Raw genomic sequence first — 16,528 nt, 5'->3', positions numbered from 1 at the left:
CCGATCAGAGTGATCACGCGATCCACGGGATTCCACGCTAACACCCCACCTGGTCCCGCCGCCCGCCGCACCCGCCAGCGGCGTCGTCTACCGTTGGCGGGTCAGAGCGTCGTGACCTCGTCCGATGCGCGAGCCGTCGGGATCTTGCCGGCCGCCGCGCCGGCTTCCCATCGGTCCACCGGCGCCGCACCGGCGTCGCCGCGCCCGGACGGTCCGGGATTGTCGGCCGAGCCGTCGCCACCCGGCGCCGAGCCAGCTGGGCTGTCCTCGCCACCGGTGCTCTCCGAGCGCCGACGTCGATCCGGCCTACCGTCGGGCCCGGCCGGGCCGGTCGAGCCGGCCGGGGGGCCGTCCCCGCCGGGCGTCGGGCTGGTCCGGTCGGTGGAGTGGTCCAGTACCCGCAGCGCGGCGAGGGCCGCCATCGGCACCACCACGGCCACCGCTGCCCCAGCGACGTCCAGCGCCACCCCATCCAGCAGTCCGCCGAGCACCGCAGCGACCGCGGTGCCGGTCATCGCTCCCCGAACCGCCGGGTAGATGCCGAACAGCCGCTGCAGACCACCCCACGGTTGCAGTAGGGCGAACCACACCAGAAGCACACCGGCCAGGGTCAGCACCGTCAACGAGCTGCCAAAGAGCATGTCCAGGTTGGCGGTGCTGGCCCGGTGAACAATCAGCCCCCCGGTCCCGTCGCCGACCGCGGCCAGGAACCGACCCAGATCGCCTCGCTCACCGGTCGGGCGGTCGAGGTCGACCAGGGCGAAACCCACCGTCACCGCCAGCCCAGCCATCGTCGCCCAGGCCAGGCGGGTGAGCGTCAACCAACCACTGGCGCTGATCGCCGCGGCGAGGCTCACCCCGGCGGTCAACGCGACCGCGCCGGTGGAGTCGGCACCGAGGTAAGGGCTACCGACCAGCACCACGGCGACCCCACCGACGGCCACGATCACCACCGGTCGCCGGGAGCGACGAACCCGCTGGGCGAGCCAGCCGGCCAGGAGTAGCGCCCCGGCCAGGAGCACCCCAAGCCCCACCGTGCCCAGGCCGACAAACCGGCCCCCGTCCACCGCGGAGTAGCCCACGACCCCGTTGAGCTGAAGATGGGCACCGGTCACCACGTCGCCACCAACCGCCAGCGTGGCCAGGAAGGCCACCGCGCCCAGCGGCCCAAGCGTGCTCCCGTAGCCGGGCAGGAACCGGACGAGCGCCGTCGCGGCGCCGATCAGCGCGAGGGTGATCCCGGCGAAGAACCACCCGGGGTGGGCACCACGCCACCACGGGAGCAGGTCGGCCAGGAGTGCGGCCGGCAGGGCGAGCGCGGCCGCGACGAGCAGCAGCTCCACCACCGCGACGATCCGCCGGGATACCGGCTGGGGACCGTACGGGCCGGCGTGCCGTCGAGCGCGGCGCAGCAGCGGTAGCACGGCCACCCCGAGGAGCACCTGCGCGGCGGCGAGTAACCCGAAGAACCAGCCGGCGACGCGGCGCTGTGCCGCGGCCTCCCGGTCGGCGTCCACCGGGCCGGCGATCGCGGTGGCGAGGTCGGCAGGCCGGCCACCGACAGACTCGGCGGCCCGCCCCAGAAACGGGCGCTCGGGCAGTGGCCGGCCCAGTGCGGTCAGCGCGGTCGGTGCCAGGTCAACCAGTTGCAGGTAGCCCGGACGGTCGGTGGTCGGCGAGGTCAGCCAGCCCTCTTCCCAGCCCTCACCATCGGCGACCGCGACGTGCAGCCGAGACGGTTCCCCGGTGTCCGCCACCCCGGCGACGACGACCAGGGAGCGGGGCGGGCGGGCGGCCAGCACCTGGGCCAATCGCGCGTCGGCCGCGCGGGCCGCAGCCGCCCGGGTTGCCGGATTCGCACCTTCGACGGCACCGAGATCGACAATACTGAGCACGCACGAGCGTAGGAGGTCGGTCGGGTCCGCCGGTAGTTCCGGCTCGTACCGGTCCACCCGGCCGAACGGCCGGGCGGCGGCCACCGCCGCGCCGGGGCCCACCGCCACCGAGCAACGCACCGACTCCGACAGCGAACCCGGCACGGTCCCCCAGGAGAGCCGTTCCTGGCTCGACAGGACGACACCCTCCTGGTCCGGCAGGTTCGCACCGATTCCATCCGGCCGCTCCACGACGACGTCGGTGGGGGGACAGGTGCCCTCCGGCCGCTCGCCCGGCCAGGCGGCGAAGCTGCCCGCCCCGAGGGTCAGCCAGCCGTCCACGGGACAGGTGGGCCGGTGGGCGGAGCGCACCGCCAACGACCCGATCGAGCCCTCCTGCGCCAACCGCCACAGCGTCGGTGTCGTCTGCGCGTCCACGTCTTCCCACCGCAGCCCGGCGACGCCGGCCAGGACCACGAAATCGGCGGTCCGCTCCGGGGAGCGAACCGCCGGCCGGGCGGCCAGCGCGGCCACCCCGAGCGCCACGACGAGCAGGGTCAGCAGGGCGGGGGTGAGTCGGCGCAGCATCACCGCTGTCCCGTCGACGGTGCACCTGCGTCCGGGGTGGTGGGGCCGGCCACGTCCGGGGACAGCTCGGCGTAGAGGGCGGCGAGGTGGGCGCGGGTCTCTGCCTCGGTCGGCCAGGTCGCTGCCTGCCCGCGGGCCCGCTGGCCCAGTTCGGCCCGCCGGGCCGGGTCAGCCAACAAACTAACGACGGCGGCGTCCACCGCGTCGACATCGCCCGGCGCTACCAGGATGGCCGCATCACCGACCAACTCCGGCAGGCCGCCAACCGCGGTCGCCACCAGCGGCACCCCGACCCGCATCGCCTCCTGCGCGAACAGCTGCCGGGCCTCCCAATCACTGGTGACCACGGCGATGTCGGCACCGGTCAGCAGGTCGGCCACGTCGGTACGGTGCCCGAGCAGGGTCACCGGCGCTCGGGCCGCAGAGATCCGGGCCGCCAGTTGCAGGTACGCCGGTCCGCTGCCGGCGATCACCACGGCCGGCGCCGGGTCGCGGGTACGCCACCGGGCAGCGGCGTCAACCAGGAGGTCGTACCGCTTCTGGGGATGCAGTCGGCCAACCGACAGGATCAGCGGCTGGTCGCTGCCGACGCCGAACTCGGCGCGGACCGCGTCCCGGCGGCGGTGCGGCTCGGGCAGCGGCGGCGCGGCGACCGGGGCGAACCGGGCGTCCGACGCACCCAACGCGGTGGCTCGGGCGACCAGGTCGGCCGAGGCACCGAGGGTCACCTGGGCGCCGCGGGCAACAACCCGCTCGACCAGACGTGACGCGCTACCGCGCAGGCCCCCACTGAGGACGGCGTTGTGCCAGGTGACCACCAGCGGGGCAGCCGGCCGGGCCACGACGGCGACCAGACCGGCGCGCAGCCCGTGCGCGTGCACCACAGCGACCGGCTCGGCGGCGAGGGCCCGGCGAAACGCGGTCACCGCCCGCAGGTCGGCGGGGGTCGGGCTGGCCGGTATCTCCACCGCCCGGAAGCGGGCGCCGACACCGGTGAAATCGAACTGCTCCTCGGTCGCGGCCGGACCACAGACCAGCACCGCGATGCCGGCGCTGGTCAGCCCGGCCGCCAACGACCGGACGTGCTGCCCCACACCGCCGGTGCTGGAGGCGAGCAGCAGGGCGACCGTGCCGGCCCGGCCGGCCCCCGGGGTCGGTTCCGTCACCGGGACACCGTCTCCTTCCCGTCGCCCCGCTCCGGGGGGACACCGTCCTTCCGCTGCCCGCCGGCCGGGGTGGCCGACCGCCTCCCGCGGGTCAGCCCGAGCTTTCGCCGCGCTCCGGCGAGCAGTGGTCGTACGTCCGGCCGGTCCAGTACCCAGACCACCGCGAGGAACACGACACCGACCACGACACCGGACAGCATGCCCTGTACGAGGGCCACCGGTACGCCCGGGGTGCCATCGGTAGCCGCCAGCAGCGACCGTGCCACCGCCCAGCCCACCAACGCCGCCAGCCCTCCGCCGATCAGGCCGGCTACCCCGGCCCGACCGATGCCGGCGAGCGCCGTGACGCCGGCGGTCCGTCGGACGGCGAGCACCAGCAGAGCACCGAGCACCATCATCCCCACCGAATTCGCCAGGGTGACCGCCGGAACCCGGTCCCGCAGCGGCAGCGCGGCGCTGAGCAACAACGCCGCGACGGGCACCACGAGAAAACCGACGGCGATCGCGCCGGTGGCCGCCCGCGCCTGCCCCCGTGCGTAGAGGGCACGGCTCAGCACGGCGAAGAGCCCGTAGCCGATCAGGCCGGGCGCGAAGCCGGCAATCCCGGCAGCGGCGGTCGCCGCCGCGCCGTCGACGAGGAAGAAGTGCCCAACCGGCACGGCCGTACCGACCAGGACGGCCGCACCGAGGCAGCTCAGCAGCAGTACTCCCCGGGCGGCCGGGGCCAACGTCGCCCGGTATGCCGCCTCGTCCCCGACCGACCCGGCGGCGGCCAGGCTCGGATAGGCGGCTACCGCCAATGGCACCGCCAGCACCGCCCACGGCAGCAGGTAGACCGTCTGGGCGAGCTGGAACGCACCGAGGTTGCTGACCGCACCGTAGGAGACCTGGTTCAGGCTCACCACGAGGGCCACCTGCTGCGCGGTCACCGTCACCGCGCCGGCCACCGCGAGTCCACCGACCCGGGTACGGGCGTCGGCGGGGAAACGGAAGCCGAGCACCGGCGCGTATCCCAGCCGGCGGAACGGGATCAGCAGCGACAGGGACAGCACCGCCACTCCGGCGGTCGTTCCCAACGACAGCAGCAGCTCCCCGCCGCGGCTGACGCCCGCCACACTGGCCAGCCGCCCTTCTGCGACGGTGAAGCCCAGGTAGACCGCGATGACGGTAAGGCTGGACAGCAGCGGGGCGAGCACCGGCCAGGCGAACCGGCGGTGCGCCTGGAGAACCCCGGTGAGCACGATGCCGACCCCGTACAGCGGCAGTTGCGGGGCGAACACCCGAAGCATCCGCTCGCCGCTGGCCTGCTGGGCGGGGTCGAGCCCGCCGCCCAGCAGCGCCACGATCGGGCCGGCCAGCAGCGCCACCGCCAGCGCGAGTGGCACCAGCAGGGTGAGAACCCAGGTGAGCAGCGCCCCGGTGGTCCGGGCAACCGCCCCCCGGTCCGCCGCCGCCACCGGAGCGGCCAGCAGTGGCACCACCAGGCTGGCGAGGGCACCGCCGGCGACCATCTCGAAGATCACGTTCGGAGCGGCGTTCGCCACCACGTACGTAGCACCAAGATCGGTGGGCGCGAGCGTCCAGGTGAACACGGCGGTACGACCGAAGCCGGCGAGCCGACTGACCACGGTGAGTACGGCGATCAGTGCGGCGGCCCCAGCTACTCGGCCGGCGGCGGCGTACGGGGCCGGTTTCGTCACGTCAGTCGGCGCGACGGCCCAGCGCGTCCAGCTCGCGCAGCCCGGGGGTCTGCTGGATGACCTGGGTGAAGCTGATCCGCTCGCTGGCGGCGGTGAGACCGGCGAGGACGGCGAGCAGAGCGGCCCGGCCGGCCGGTCCGGTGCGCGCCGCGAGCGTGACGCCGAGCAGCGCACCGAGCGCGTTGGCGCCGCTGTCGCCGAGCATCACCTCCTCGTCGAGGTCCGCGGGGAGCAGCCCGGCGGCGGCGCCGGCAGCACCGGCGACGATCCCGCCGTGCGGGCTTGTCACCAACGGTGCGCCGAGCAACAGCCCGGACTTCACCGCCCGTCCCGGCCGCAGGTCGAGCAGGTTGATCAGGTTGGCGGTGCCGGCGATCACACCCGCACCGAGGAGGACGTCCACGCCCCGGCCGACCGTGCCCTGCCGCTGCCGACGCGGATGCCGGGCGACGGTCGGGTCACCGGCGAGCAGCCCGGCGGCGGCCAGCCCCGCCGCGCCCACACCGACGACCTTGACCAGGCCGGCGGTGATCCGTCCCTCGCGCAGCGCAGCGAGGTGCCCGGCGAAGCCCTTGGCGGCCTTCTGCTCCGGCCGCGCGCCGACCACGTCGTCGTAGAGTCCCACCGTCCCGGCGCCGAGGCCGGCGACCAGGGCCGCCCCACCGGCAGCGGCACCCGGTGCGCCGGCGGCACCGGCGACGGCGGCACCGGCGGCGAGCGCCGGCCCGGCCGCGAGGGTCACCGGCCGGCCCCGAAAGTTCGTCCGCTCCAACGCTGGGCCCGCCGGTGAGGTCCGCACCCCACGCAGGGCGTAACGGGCGACGGCGGCGCCGGCACCGGCGACGACGAGACGACCAAACCAGCTCACGTCGTCACCTCACACCTCGCGGTAAGCACATGATCCGCTTGGCGGTTGCCCGCGGCGGGCTGCTCGGCACGCTCACTCACACCGACTCCCTCCGGTTGGCGGGCCAGGGCCTGATGTTGATCGTCACGATCATTGGGGCAGTCTAGGAACCAGCGACGCGGCGTTGTCGCCGACACCATAGTGACCCGCCTTGTCCTCGTTGACCTGCTGTGCCAGGGCGAGCGCGGTGACCAACTGCCCCTGGACGGTGTTGGCGTTGTCGACGGTGGAGATCCTTCCGGCCAGCACCGCGTCGCCCCGGACGAAGGCCACCAGGTTCCCGCCTTCCGAGCCGTTGCCGCCGACCACGGTCGCGCCGGTCCGATCGAACTGCTCGGTGACCTTGACCACCGACTCGTCCTTCTTCGAGGAGTCCTTGTCCGAGTACGGCTGGCCGCTGACCACCACGACCGCCTCCGCTGACTGGGTGAGCCGCTCGGAGGTGGTGAGGTAGTTGGCGTTGGTGTAGGCGGCCAGCACGGCCCGCCGGTCGGCCTCACTGATCGGTGTCGCCTCCGGCACCCCGTCCAGCAGCACCGTGGCCAGCAGCGCGCTGGAGGTCTCCACACCATTCCCATTGCCGGGCAGGTTGGTGGTCGGCGCGTTGGTGGGACGGGCCGCGGTGACGGCCAGTTCCAGCAGGTCGTTGTTGTTCTCCGGGTTGATGAACTTGTCCTGCAGGTCAACCCGGCCGACCACGTCGGCGTTGCCGAGCTGAAGCATATTGACCACGCCATCGGTGTGCTTACGCCCCGTCGGCAGGCTGAGCACCAGCACCCGCTTGCCGGTGAGCCGGCCTGGCATGACCACTGCGGCCAACTCGGCGGCGAAGTCATCCTCGCGGGTCAACTCCTCCTCGAGGTTGTTGACCGCCTGACGCAGCACCTGGTTGTCTTTCCGCAACTCATTGACGTTGTCATTGAGAGCGTCCGCCACCGGCCCGTTGAGCGCGGTGGTACCAACCACCAGGCCGATCGCCAGCGCCAGGAAGACCGCGGTCAGGGACACCACGTGGTACCGGAAGTTGATCACACCTGCAGCCTCTTTGTCGGGTGGACGGCGTCAGAAGAGCCGTTCCAGCTGGAACACAAAATTGTTCCACCACTCGGAGACCACACCCAGGTACGCCTTGCCGACGGTGGAGACCGCCACGGCCGAGGCCATCGCGGCAATCGCGGACAGCACCAGCAGCAGCAGTGAGGATCCGGAGATGCTCTGCCGGTAGAGCCGGCTCACACCCTTGGCGTCAACCAGTTTGCCGCCAACCTTCAGCCGGGTGAGAAAGGTCGACGCCATCCCACCCCGTCCCTTGTCCAGGAACTCGACGAGCGTGGCGTGCGTGCCGACCGCCACCAGGAGCGAGGCGCCCTTCTCGTCGGCGAGCAGCATCGCCAGGTCCTCGCTGGTGGCGGCGGCGGGAAAGGTGACTGCCGGGACACCGAGGCCATTGACCCGGGTCAGCCCGGGTGCCCGGCCATCCGGGTAGGCGTGCACCACGACCTCGGCGCCGCAACGCAGCACGTCGTCGGTCACCGAATCCATGTCACCGATGATCATGTCGGGTGGATAGCCGGCCTCGACCAGGGCGTCCGCCCCGCCGTCAACGCCGATGAGCACCGGCTTGAACTCCCGGATGTACGGGCGCAGCACATCCAGGTCGGCCTTGTAGTCGTAGCCACGCACCACGATCAGGCAGTGCCGGCCCTGAATCTCGGTGCGAATGTCCGGCACACCCACCCCGTACAGCAGCAGGTCCCGCTCCTGCTTCAGGTAGACCATGGTGTTCGCGGCGAACGCCTCCAGCTGGACCGACAGCCCCTCCCGGGCATCGGCCATCGCCTTCCCGATGGTCTCCGCATCCTGCAGGTCACCGTGGGCCACCGGCTCTTCGCCCAGATAGACCGTGTTGCCCTCGATCCGGACGGTGTCGCCTTCCTGGATCCGTTCGAAGACGCCCTCGCCCAGGTCGTCCAGGAGCGGGATGCCGGCCTCGATCAGCACTTCCGGGCCAAGGTTGGGATAGCGGCCCGAGACCGACGGCTTGGCGTTGAGGACGGCCCCGACACCGACCGCGACCAGTGAGTCGGCGGCGACCCGGTCCAGGTCGACGTGGTCGATCACCGCGACGTCACCGGGGCGAAGCCGGCCAACCAGACGTTTGGTGCGACGGTCCAGGCGGGCGGTGCCGCCGGCCCGGCCCGGCTCGGCGGGTCGGTGCCAACGCAACGTGGGTAGACGCATCGTAACCATCCTGGCATGTGAAGCGGGCGACCTTCACGCGACATGCCTTGCGCGGGCCGCCAGTCCAGACAAGCACACTACGGCCCGGAGCCGCGTGCCGGTGACGCCGCCCCGGCCGGTGTTACACCCGCCGCTCCCGCGCCGCCACAGCCAGTAACTCCTCGGCGTGCGCGATTCCCAGGTCCGAATCCGGCAAACCGGCAAGCATACGGGCGAGTTCCCGCGCCCTTTCGGTGTCCTCGACCACCCGCACCCCACTGGTCGTCACCGCACCACCGGTGTCCTTCGCCACCACCAGGTGCCGGTTCGCGAACGCGGCGACCTGGGGCAGATGGGTGACGACGAGCACTTGGTGGCTGCGAGCCAGCCGGGCCAGTCGACGGCCGATCTCCACCGCGGCCTGGCCACCAACCCCGGCGTCAACCTCGTCGAAAACGAGCGTCGGCGGGCCGCCCGAGCCGGCGAAGACCACCTCGATGGCGAGCATCACCCGGGACAGCTCACCGCCGGAGGCGCCCCGCTGCAGCGGCAGTGCGGGCGCACCCGGATGTGCCAGTAGGCGCAGCTCCACCTCGTCGCCGCCGTCCGACCCGACCCCGACCTCGACGCCGTTGACCGAAAGGCCGGGTTCGGACTTGCCCACTGGGCGGGGCAACACCCCCACCTCGACCCGAGAGTGCGGCATGGCCAACCCCGCCAGCTCGGTGGTGACCTGGGCCGCGAACCGGGTCGCTGCCTCCTGTCGCGCCACCGACACCCGACCGGCCAACTCGGCCACCTCGCCGGCCAGCCGAGACACCTCCCGGTCCAACTCGTCAAGCAGTTCGTCCGAGGAATCTAGATCGGACAGCTGGGCCCGGGCCCGCTCGGCCCAGACGATCACCCCGTCGGTGTCGTCGGCGTACTTGCGGGTCAGCGCACGTAACGCGGCCCGCCGCTCGTAGACGGCCTGCAACCGCGCCGGATCAGCGTCGAGCCCCGCCAGGTACGTCGACAACTCCGCGGAGACATCTGCGACCAGCGTCGCCGCCTCCTCCAAACGCGTCGCCAGCTCCCCCAGGGCGGGGTCGGTGCCGGACTGCCCATCCAGGGTACGGCGGGCAGTGCCGAGTAACGTTGTGACATCCGGGGTGTCCTCGGCAGCCTCCATCCCCCCGGCCACGCACTGCTGGGCCAACCGCGCCGCCGTCCGCAGCCCCTCGGCGTGCTCCAGCCGCTGCGCCTCCGCCTTGAGCTCGTCGTCCTCGCCCGGCTGCGGATCAACCCGGGTGATCTCGTCGAGACCGAGGCGTAGCAGGTCGGCCTCCCGATTCCGCTCCCGCGCGTTCCGACGCCGGCTGGCCAGGTCGTCCACCACCGACCGCCACCGGGTATACACCTCGCGCAGCGCGTCGAGCAGCTTCTCGTGCTCCGGACCGGCGAACCGGTCGAGCGCGGCGCGCTGCTCGGCCGGGCGCAGCAGCCGCAGTTGGTCGGACTGACCGTGCACCGCGAGCACCTGCTCGCCCACCTCGGCGAGCATCGACACCGGCATGCTGCGGCCGCCGAGATGGCCACGAGAACGGCCCTCTGTGGTGACGGTGCGGCTGAGCAACACCGAACCGTCCTCGTCCGGCTCACCGCCCGCGTCGATGACCCGAGTGGATACGGTCTCGGCCACCCGTCCGGCCAGCCGCAGTCGACCCTCGACCACCGCACGGCCGGGCTCGGCCCGCACCCGCCCGGCGTCGGCGCGCCCGCCAAAGAGCAGGCCGAGACCGGTCACCACCATGGTCTTACCCGCACCGGTCTCACCGGTGATCACGTTCATACCGCCGGTCAACGGCAGCGTCGTGTCCTCGATGACGCCCAGTCCGGTGATGCGTAGCTCTTCCAGCACAGCATCCGACAGTAGACGCGGTGCCCGACGCTTGACCAGTCGACAGTCGCGGGCACCGGCGGTGGCAGCTCAGTGTCGGCTGCCCCGCCAACCCTGCACCGGCAGATCAAACTTGGCTACCAGCCGGTCGGTGAACGGCCGGGCCGTCAGCTGCACGATCCGCACCGGCAGGGCCCCGCGCCGCACCGTCACCCGCGCGCCCGGCGGAAGGTCGTACACCCGCCGTCCGTCACAGCAGAGCACCGCGAGACTGGTGAAGGGGTCCACGGTGATGGCGAAGGTGGACGTGGGCGCCGTGACCAACGGCCGGCTGAAGAGCGCGTGCGCGCTGATCGGCACCAGCAACAGGGCCTCCACCTCGGGCCACACAACCGGGCCACCGCCGGAGAACGCGTAGGCCGTGGAGCCGGTGGGAGTGGCGCAGACGACTCCGTCACAGCCGTAGCGGGACAGCGGCCGCCCGTCAACGTCAACGAGGAGCTCGAGCATCTGGGCCCGCTCCCCCTTCTCGACGCTGATCTCGTTCAACGCCCAGGACTCGATCGTCGGTCCACCGTCGAACTCGGCCGTCACATCCAGCGTGAGCCGTTCGTCCACCGTATAGTTGCGACCCACCACGTCCCGGACCACAGCGTCCAGATGATCGATCTCAGCCTCGGCGAGAAAGCCGACCTTCCCGAGGTTGATCCCCAGTAGTGGCACCTTCGCCGGCCGCGCCAGCTCGGCGGCCCGCAGGAACGTACCGTCCCCACCCAACGCGAAGACGATCTCAGCGCCCTCCGCGGCTTCCGGACCAGTCACCGGAACCGCCCCGGGGAGGTCGAGGTCCTCGGCCTCCTCGGCGAGAACGCGAATGACGAAGCCAGCCGCGATCAAGTCCCCGGCCACCGCCCGTGCGTGTTCGGTGCTGCGCCGCCGCCCGGTGTGCGTCACCAGCAGCGCGGTCCGGTTCACCGCGCCCGCCGTACCGTCCGGGGCCCGTCACCGGCCCTGCGCACCACCCGCCTCGCCCGCACGCTCACCCCACTACCTCCTCCGTCACCGTGCCGGACCGACCGCCGGTGGCCCCGGCCGTCACCACCGCCCGCACCCGCTCCGGGTCAGCCGCAGGCGCGTCCCGGCGTAACCATACGAAGAACTCGACGTTTCCGCTGGGCCCCGGCAACGGGCTCGCACAGACATCAGCGAGACCCAACCCCAGTTGGGCCGCCGCAGCAGCCACCTCCAGCACCGCCTCGACGCGCAGCGCTGGGTCACGCACCACACCACCGGCGCCGACTCGATCGCGCCCCACCTCGAACTGCGGTTTCACCATCAACGCCAGATCGCCGCCCGGGCTGGTACAAGCCGCCAGGGCCGGCAACACCAGCCGCAGGGAGATGAACGACAGGTCGGCGACGGTAAGGTCAACCGGCCCGTCGATCGCCGCCGGGGTAAGGGTGCGCACGTTGGTCCGCTCGAAGACGCGTACCCGCTCGTCGTTGCGCAGTGGCCAGGCGAGCTGCCCGTACCCGACATCAACAGCCACCACCTCGGCCGCATCGGCGCGCAGCAGCACATCGGTGAAACCACCGGTGGACGCGCCGGCGTCGAGGCAGCGCCGCCCGGCGGCGGTCAGCCCACCCGGGCCGAAGGCGGCCAGGGCACCAGCCAGCTTGTGCCCGCCCCGCGAAACATACTCTGAGGCCGGGTCCGCTCCGGTGACCAGCAGCGGATCGGCGGGGTCGACCAGCGCGGCAACCTTGCGGGCCGGGACCCCGCGTAGCTTAACGCGACCAGCCTCCACCAAGGCGGCGGCCTGCTCGCGCGATCTGGCCAGGCCGCGGCGAACGAGCTCCGCGTCCAACCGGGTACGACGTGCCATACCTGCTTCTCCGGCTCCTAGGACTGGTCAATGCTGGCGAGGGTTTCCCGCAGCGTTTCGTATGCCGCCTCATACTGCGCGATCTGGTCCGCCAGGGGCAGTCCCGCAGCGTTGCGCACCGCCTGCACGGCGGCGTCAACCGCCGGGTTCGACGCCGCCGTCTCACCCCCGGCACTCCCGGCGACCCCAGCCGGGGCCGCTGGTCGCGGCGCCCCCGCACCACCGGCTGGAGAAGCGCCCGGTGGCGGACCGGGGCGGGGCAGGCCGGTCACGGCCGCCCGCCGGCGAAGCCCGACCGGCGGTGGCGGGCGCTCACTCCGGGCCGCCCGGCTGCTTCTGACGCGGCGCCCTCTTCGCCGACCGCGGTTCCGCCGACATCTCCGTTGCCGGCCGGACGGTCCCGGGCTTTCCTGGCAATGCCTCCTTCGCGACCGCCTTCTTTGCGACCGTCGTCTTCGCGGCTGCCTTCTTCGTCACCGCCTTCTTCACGACCGCCTGCTTCGCCGGGCTGGACGCGGTCACGGTGCGTCCAGGCGAAGGGTCCGCCTCCCGAAGCTGCCGCTCCAGCTCTCGTACCCGCCGGGTCAGCTCGGTCACCTCGTCGGCGGTGGCGAGGCCGACAGCCCCGAGCACCCGTTCGACCTCGAACCGGACAAGCTTGGTCAGCGCTTCCCGGTTGGCCGCACTGGTGGAGACCAACTCCTCGACAAACGCCTGAAGTTGGACCGCGGTAGCGCCGCCAGCGCCGACCAGCCGCAGCGCCGTCTCCTGGGCCTTCCGCCGAGGCGCCTCCGTCAGGCCCATGGCCACCGCAAGATAGGAACGCCACGCGTCCTGCATGCCTGAGTCCTTCCACGAGAGGGGGTGTGCGGTCCTCACGCTACCGGCGTGGCCAGGCCACCCGTGCGGTACGGTGCCGGAGAGTGGTGTGGCGAGTTGTGGAGGCGATGTGGCTAGCGTTGACGAGTGCCGGCAGGCGTTGCGGGACCTCACCACTCGGCTGAACGGCAACGCCGAGGCGGTGCGCGAGCACGTCGGCCTGGACCGGACGCTGGCCTGCCGCATCACCGACCTGGACGCCGCGTTCCACGGCCGGCTCACCGACGGCCAGCTAACCGACCTCGCCGACGGTGACGACCCGAAGGCCAAGATCGCCCTGAGCACCACCAGCGAGGACCTCCTCGCCCTGGTCCGCGGGGAACTGGACATCACCCGCGCGGTGGCGTCTCGACGGGTGTCCATCAAAGCCAACCCGTTCGACTTGATCAAGCTTCGCAAACTGCTCGGGTCGACCTGAGCGCAGCCCTGTGCACCACCCTCGCCGGAACTGCTCAGCCGGACAACAGACCGAACGTCGCGAGCGCCCGCTCAGCCGCCGAGGAGACCGCCCGCACCGGCGATGACCGTGCGGAGGACCACGCCGCCGCGCAGAGCGCCGGCAGCGCATCCAATGGACGGCCCGCACCAGACAGCTCCAGCCGGCCGTCGCGGACCGTCGCGGACCACCCATCGGCCTCCGCCGGCCCTGGCACCCGCACCACCGCGGTCGACTCGAAGAGCCCCGCCAGGTCCACTGACACAAACGTCGGCCGATGCTCCGGCGCGGCAGCCAGCAGCTCGGCCACGTCGCTGACACCAGTCAACACCAACAAGCTGTCCAGCCCCGCTCGAACCGCACCCTCGATGTCGGTGTCCAGGCGGTCACCGACGACCAGGGCACGCCCCCCGTTGGCTCGGCGGGAGGCGGCGACGAAGAGCTCCGGCGCCGGCTTACCCACGATCAGATCCGGGTCCCGACCAAGCGCGATCCGCACCGCGGCGACCAAGGCACCATTGCCGGGTAGTGGACCCCGTTTGCTGGGCAGCGTGCGGTCGGTGTTGGTGGCGACCCAGGTCGCCCCGCCCCGAATCGCCGCCGTTGCCTCAGCCAGGTCAGCCCAGCCGACCTGCGGCCCATAGCCCTGAACCACTGCCACCGGCCCATCCTCGGCCCGCTCGACCGGGGTAAGCCCAGCGGCGCGGATCTCGGCACGCAGCGCCTCCGCCCCCACGACCAGGATCTGCGTCCCGGCCGAATGCCGCTCGCGGAGCAACTGCGCGGTCGCTGCCGCGGAGGTCAGCACCTCCTCGGGATGGGCAGCGATACCCATACCGGTGAGCAGGTCGGCAACCTCACTGGACCGACGAGACGCGTTGTTCGTGGCGTAGGCGACCGCCCGCTCTTCGGCATGCAGCTGGCGCACCGCCTCGATCGCCCCGGGGATCGGCTGGTCAACCAGGTAGATCACCCCGTCCAGGTCAAAGATGACCAGGGCGTACCCGTCAACCAGCCGACTTCCCCCGGTCAGCGTCACTTCCCGGTACCCGCCTCATCGCCGTCCACAGGGCTTTCCGAGTCGCCACCGGAGCGCTGCGTACCGAGGCCGCTCGGGTCGCCAGCACCGTCGTCGGGGGTGTCGTCAGCACGGTCTTGGGGCCCGGTGGACCCGGCGTCGGGTGCTTGCCCGTCCACGGGTTCCGCATCCGGCTGTTCCGACCCAGCGCCGAGGGCACCGGGGTCAGTGGCGGCGTCCTCGACCTCGTCCTCCTCGTCGCCCTCGATCATCACCCCGTCGAGCTCCAACAGGCGCTCGGCCGCATCGGTCGCCCCATCAGTGTCGACCTCCGCCGCACGGGAGAACCACTCTCGGGCCTCCTCACGCCGGCCCACCGCGAGCAGCGCATCGGCGTACGCGTACCGCAGCCGTACCGTCCACGGCTCCGTCGCCTCCCCGGTCAACTCCGGCACCTGGAGCATCGCCACTGCGGCATCCTTCTGACCCAGGTCGCCCCGTGCGCCAGCAGCAACGATCAGTAGCTCCCCGGCGACCGCGCGGTCCAGTTCCTTCCGGTCCGCGCCCCGATACAGATCAATCGCCCGCTCCGGACGGCCGAGCGCCCGCTCGCAGTCAGCGAGCACCGCAAGGTGACTCTGCAGGCCGGTCATCCGGTGGTACGTCCGCAGTTCGGCGACCGCCGTCTGCCACTCACCAGCGTGGTACGCGGCCAGGCCGACTGCCTCACGGACGGCAGCGATACGGGCGGCAAGCCGCCGGGCTGCGAGGGCATGGGCCAGCGCCTCAGCCGGGTCCTCGTCGATCAGCTGGCCGACTGCAACCAGGTGCCGGGCCACCTTCTCGGCGGTCGGCTTGGCTAGGGCGAGCAGTTCGGCACGAACATCTTTGTCCAGGTCGGTAGCGACGATCTCCTCAGGAAGCTCCGGTCCTACCGGGGCGTCAGGCTCAGATCGGCGCTCCGCACGACGGTCGCGACCCCGGTAGTCATCCCGGTCACCGCCCCGGTAGCCACCCTCGCGACGGTCACCATCCCGGTCACCACCGCGGAAGCCGCCCTCACGACGCTCACCACCGCGGAAGCCATCCCGGTCACCGCCGCGGTAGCCGCCTTCACGGCGGTCACCACCGCGCTCGCCACCGCGGAAGCCACCCTCACGGCGCTCACCACCGCGGAAGCTGCCCTCGCGACGGTCACCACCGCGCTCACCGCCGCGGAAGCCACCCTCACGGCGCTCACCACCGCGGAAGCTGCCCTCGCGACGGTCACCACCGCGCTCACCGCCGCGGAAGCCACCCTCACGGCGCTCACCACCGCGGAAGCCATCCCGGTCACCACCGCGGAAGCCGCCCTCGCGACGGTCACCACCGCGCTCACCGCCGCGATAGCCACCCTCACGGCGCTCACCACCGCGGAAGCCATCCCGGTCACCACCGCGGAAGCCGCCCTCGCGACGCTCACCGCCGCGGTAGCCGCCTTCACGGCGGTCACCACCGCGCTCGCCACCGCGATAGCCACCCTCACGACGGTCACCACCGCGCTCGCCACCGCGGAAGCCACCCTCACGACGGTCACCACCGCGCTCGCCACCGCGGAAGCCACCCTCACGACGCTCACCACCGCGGTAACCATCCCGGTCACCACCGCGGAAGCCGCCCTCGCGACGATCACCACCGCGGTAGCCGCCTTCACGACGCTCACCACCGCGGAAGCCATCCCGGTCACCACCGCGGTAGCCGCCTTCACGGCGGTCACCACCGCGCTCGCCGCCCTCGCGACGCTCGCCTCCGCGGTAACCACGTTCGCCGCTGCGTTCGGCGGCTCGGTCATCCCGGTAGGAGGGACGGCCGTCACGACGTGACGCACCGTCACGACCAGCTGATCGGTCTTCGTGTCGACGGGAGCGGTCGCCGCCGTGCGGTCCTGAGTTCACAGGTTCATCCTTCCTGATTAGGCCGGTGGTGGCGGCACGCAG

15 protein-coding genes are annotated in these 16,528 nt (G+C 72.2%); 1 reads left to right on the top strand and 14 read right to left on the bottom strand.

Going from position 1 to position 16,528, the window contains the following annotated elements:
* Window positions 1–101: 101 nt before the first annotated feature.
* From AC1UKG_RS20535 to AC1UKG_RS20485, 11 genes are all read right to left on the bottom strand, one after another.
* Entirely contained in the window at window positions 102–2,462 is a 2,361-nt protein-coding gene (locus AC1UKG_RS20535; RefSeq protein WP_018815348.1) for a hypothetical protein, read from the bottom strand.
* Window positions 2,462–3,628: a glycosyltransferase family 4 protein gene (locus tag AC1UKG_RS20530; RefSeq protein ID WP_029124443.1), complete on the bottom strand. Its 1,167-nt coding sequence runs from the start codon at window positions 3,626–3,628 to the stop codon at window positions 2,462–2,464. Before AC1UKG_RS20530 ends, AC1UKG_RS20535 begins: the two co-directional genes overlap by 1 nt.
* The gene (murJ, locus tag AC1UKG_RS20525) at window positions 3,625–5,328 is read right to left on the bottom strand and encodes a murein biosynthesis integral membrane protein MurJ (protein ID WP_482641680.1); all 1,704 of its coding nucleotides are present in this window, start codon (window positions 5,326–5,328) and stop codon (window positions 3,625–3,627) included. Before murJ ends, AC1UKG_RS20530 begins: the two co-directional genes overlap by 4 nt.
* A gap of 1 nt (window position 5,329) precedes the next feature.
* A complete protein-coding gene (locus AC1UKG_RS20520; protein ID WP_018815349.1) occupies window positions 5,330–6,196 on the bottom strand; it encodes a hypothetical protein in 867 nt (288 codons plus the stop codon).
* A gap of 129 nt (window positions 6,197–6,325) precedes the next feature.
* Entirely contained in the window at window positions 6,326–7,267 is a 942-nt protein-coding gene (locus AC1UKG_RS20515; RefSeq protein WP_018745022.1) for a copper transporter, read from the bottom strand.
* A gap of 30 nt (window positions 7,268–7,297) precedes the next feature.
* Entirely contained in the window at window positions 7,298–8,476 is a 1,179-nt protein-coding gene (steA, locus tag AC1UKG_RS20510; RefSeq protein WP_018815350.1) for a putative cytokinetic ring protein SteA, read from the bottom strand.
* 121 nt (window positions 8,477–8,597) lie between these two features.
* The gene (gene recN / locus AC1UKG_RS20505) at window positions 8,598–10,355 is read right to left on the bottom strand and encodes a DNA repair protein RecN (protein ID WP_482641679.1); all 1,758 of its coding nucleotides are present in this window, start codon (window positions 10,353–10,355) and stop codon (window positions 8,598–8,600) included.
* 69 nt (window positions 10,356–10,424) lie between these two features.
* Complete coding sequence (locus AC1UKG_RS20500; RefSeq protein WP_018745019.1) at window positions 10,425–11,309, bottom strand: NAD kinase; 885 nt, start codon at window positions 11,307–11,309, stop codon at window positions 10,425–10,427.
* A 64-nt stretch (window positions 11,310–11,373) separates the two neighbouring features.
* A complete protein-coding gene (locus tag AC1UKG_RS20495) occupies window positions 11,374–12,219 on the bottom strand; it encodes a TlyA family RNA methyltransferase (protein WP_018745018.1) in 846 nt (281 codons plus the stop codon).
* A 17-nt stretch (window positions 12,220–12,236) separates the two neighbouring features.
* Window positions 12,237–12,491: a hypothetical protein gene (locus AC1UKG_RS20490; protein ID WP_026325425.1), complete on the bottom strand. Its 255-nt coding sequence runs from the start codon at window positions 12,489–12,491 to the stop codon at window positions 12,237–12,239.
* A gap of 40 nt (window positions 12,492–12,531) precedes the next feature.
* Window positions 12,532–13,059: a phasin family protein gene (locus tag AC1UKG_RS20485; RefSeq protein ID WP_482641678.1), complete on the bottom strand. Its 528-nt coding sequence runs from the start codon at window positions 13,057–13,059 to the stop codon at window positions 12,532–12,534.
* 109 nt (window positions 13,060–13,168) lie between these two features.
* Here AC1UKG_RS20485 and AC1UKG_RS20480 point away from each other — a divergent pair, with 109 nt between their 5' ends.
* The gene (locus tag AC1UKG_RS20480) at window positions 13,169–13,516 is read left to right on the top strand and encodes an SCP2 sterol-binding domain-containing protein (RefSeq protein WP_018815353.1); all 348 of its coding nucleotides are present in this window, start codon (window positions 13,169–13,171) and stop codon (window positions 13,514–13,516) included.
* 34 nt (window positions 13,517–13,550) lie between these two features.
* Here AC1UKG_RS20480 and AC1UKG_RS20475 read toward each other — a convergent pair whose 3' ends face one another.
* From AC1UKG_RS20475 to AC1UKG_RS20465, 3 genes are all read right to left on the bottom strand, one after another.
* The gene (locus AC1UKG_RS20475) at window positions 13,551–14,573 is read right to left on the bottom strand and encodes an HAD-IIA family hydrolase (RefSeq protein WP_482641677.1); all 1,023 of its coding nucleotides are present in this window, start codon (window positions 14,571–14,573) and stop codon (window positions 13,551–13,553) included.
* Window positions 14,570–15,391, bottom strand: a complete 822-nt coding sequence (locus AC1UKG_RS20470) for a Replicase polyprotein 1ab (protein ID WP_029124450.1) — start codon at window positions 15,389–15,391, stop codon at window positions 14,570–14,572. Before AC1UKG_RS20470 ends, AC1UKG_RS20475 begins: the two co-directional genes overlap by 4 nt.
* A gap of 92 nt (window positions 15,392–15,483) precedes the next feature.
* Window positions 15,484–16,383, bottom strand: coding sequence for a hypothetical protein (locus AC1UKG_RS20465; RefSeq protein WP_482641676.1), 900 nt, complete (start codon window positions 16,381–16,383; stop codon window positions 15,484–15,486).
* Window positions 16,384–16,528 lie beyond the last annotated feature (145 nt).

It is taken from the genome of Salinispora sp. CH2A1_6 (assembly GCF_056820975.1).
Note: the sequence above shows the minus strand (reverse complement) of the source record. Positions and strands in the feature narration are given on the sequence as shown.

Excerpts from the sequence above, each read along its gene's own strand:
- AC1UKG_RS20535 (WP_018815348.1), bottom strand. The coding sequence starts at position 2,462 with ATGCTGCGCCGACTCACCCCCGCCCTGCTGACCCTGCTCGTCGTGGCG.
- AC1UKG_RS20485 (WP_482641678.1), bottom strand. The coding sequence starts at position 13,059 with ATGCAGGACGCGTGGCGTTCCTATCTTGCGGTGGCCATGGGCCTGACG.
- steA (WP_018815350.1), bottom strand. The coding sequence starts at position 8,476 with ATGCGTCTACCCACGTTGCGTTGGCACCGACCCGCCGAGCCGGGCCGG.
- AC1UKG_RS20495 (WP_018745018.1), bottom strand. The coding sequence starts at position 12,219 with ATGGCACGTCGTACCCGGTTGGACGCGGAGCTCGTTCGCCGCGGCCTG.
- AC1UKG_RS20465 (WP_482641676.1), bottom strand. The coding sequence starts at position 16,383 with ATGACCGAGCCGCCGAACGCAGCGGCGAACGTGGTTACCGCGGAGGCG.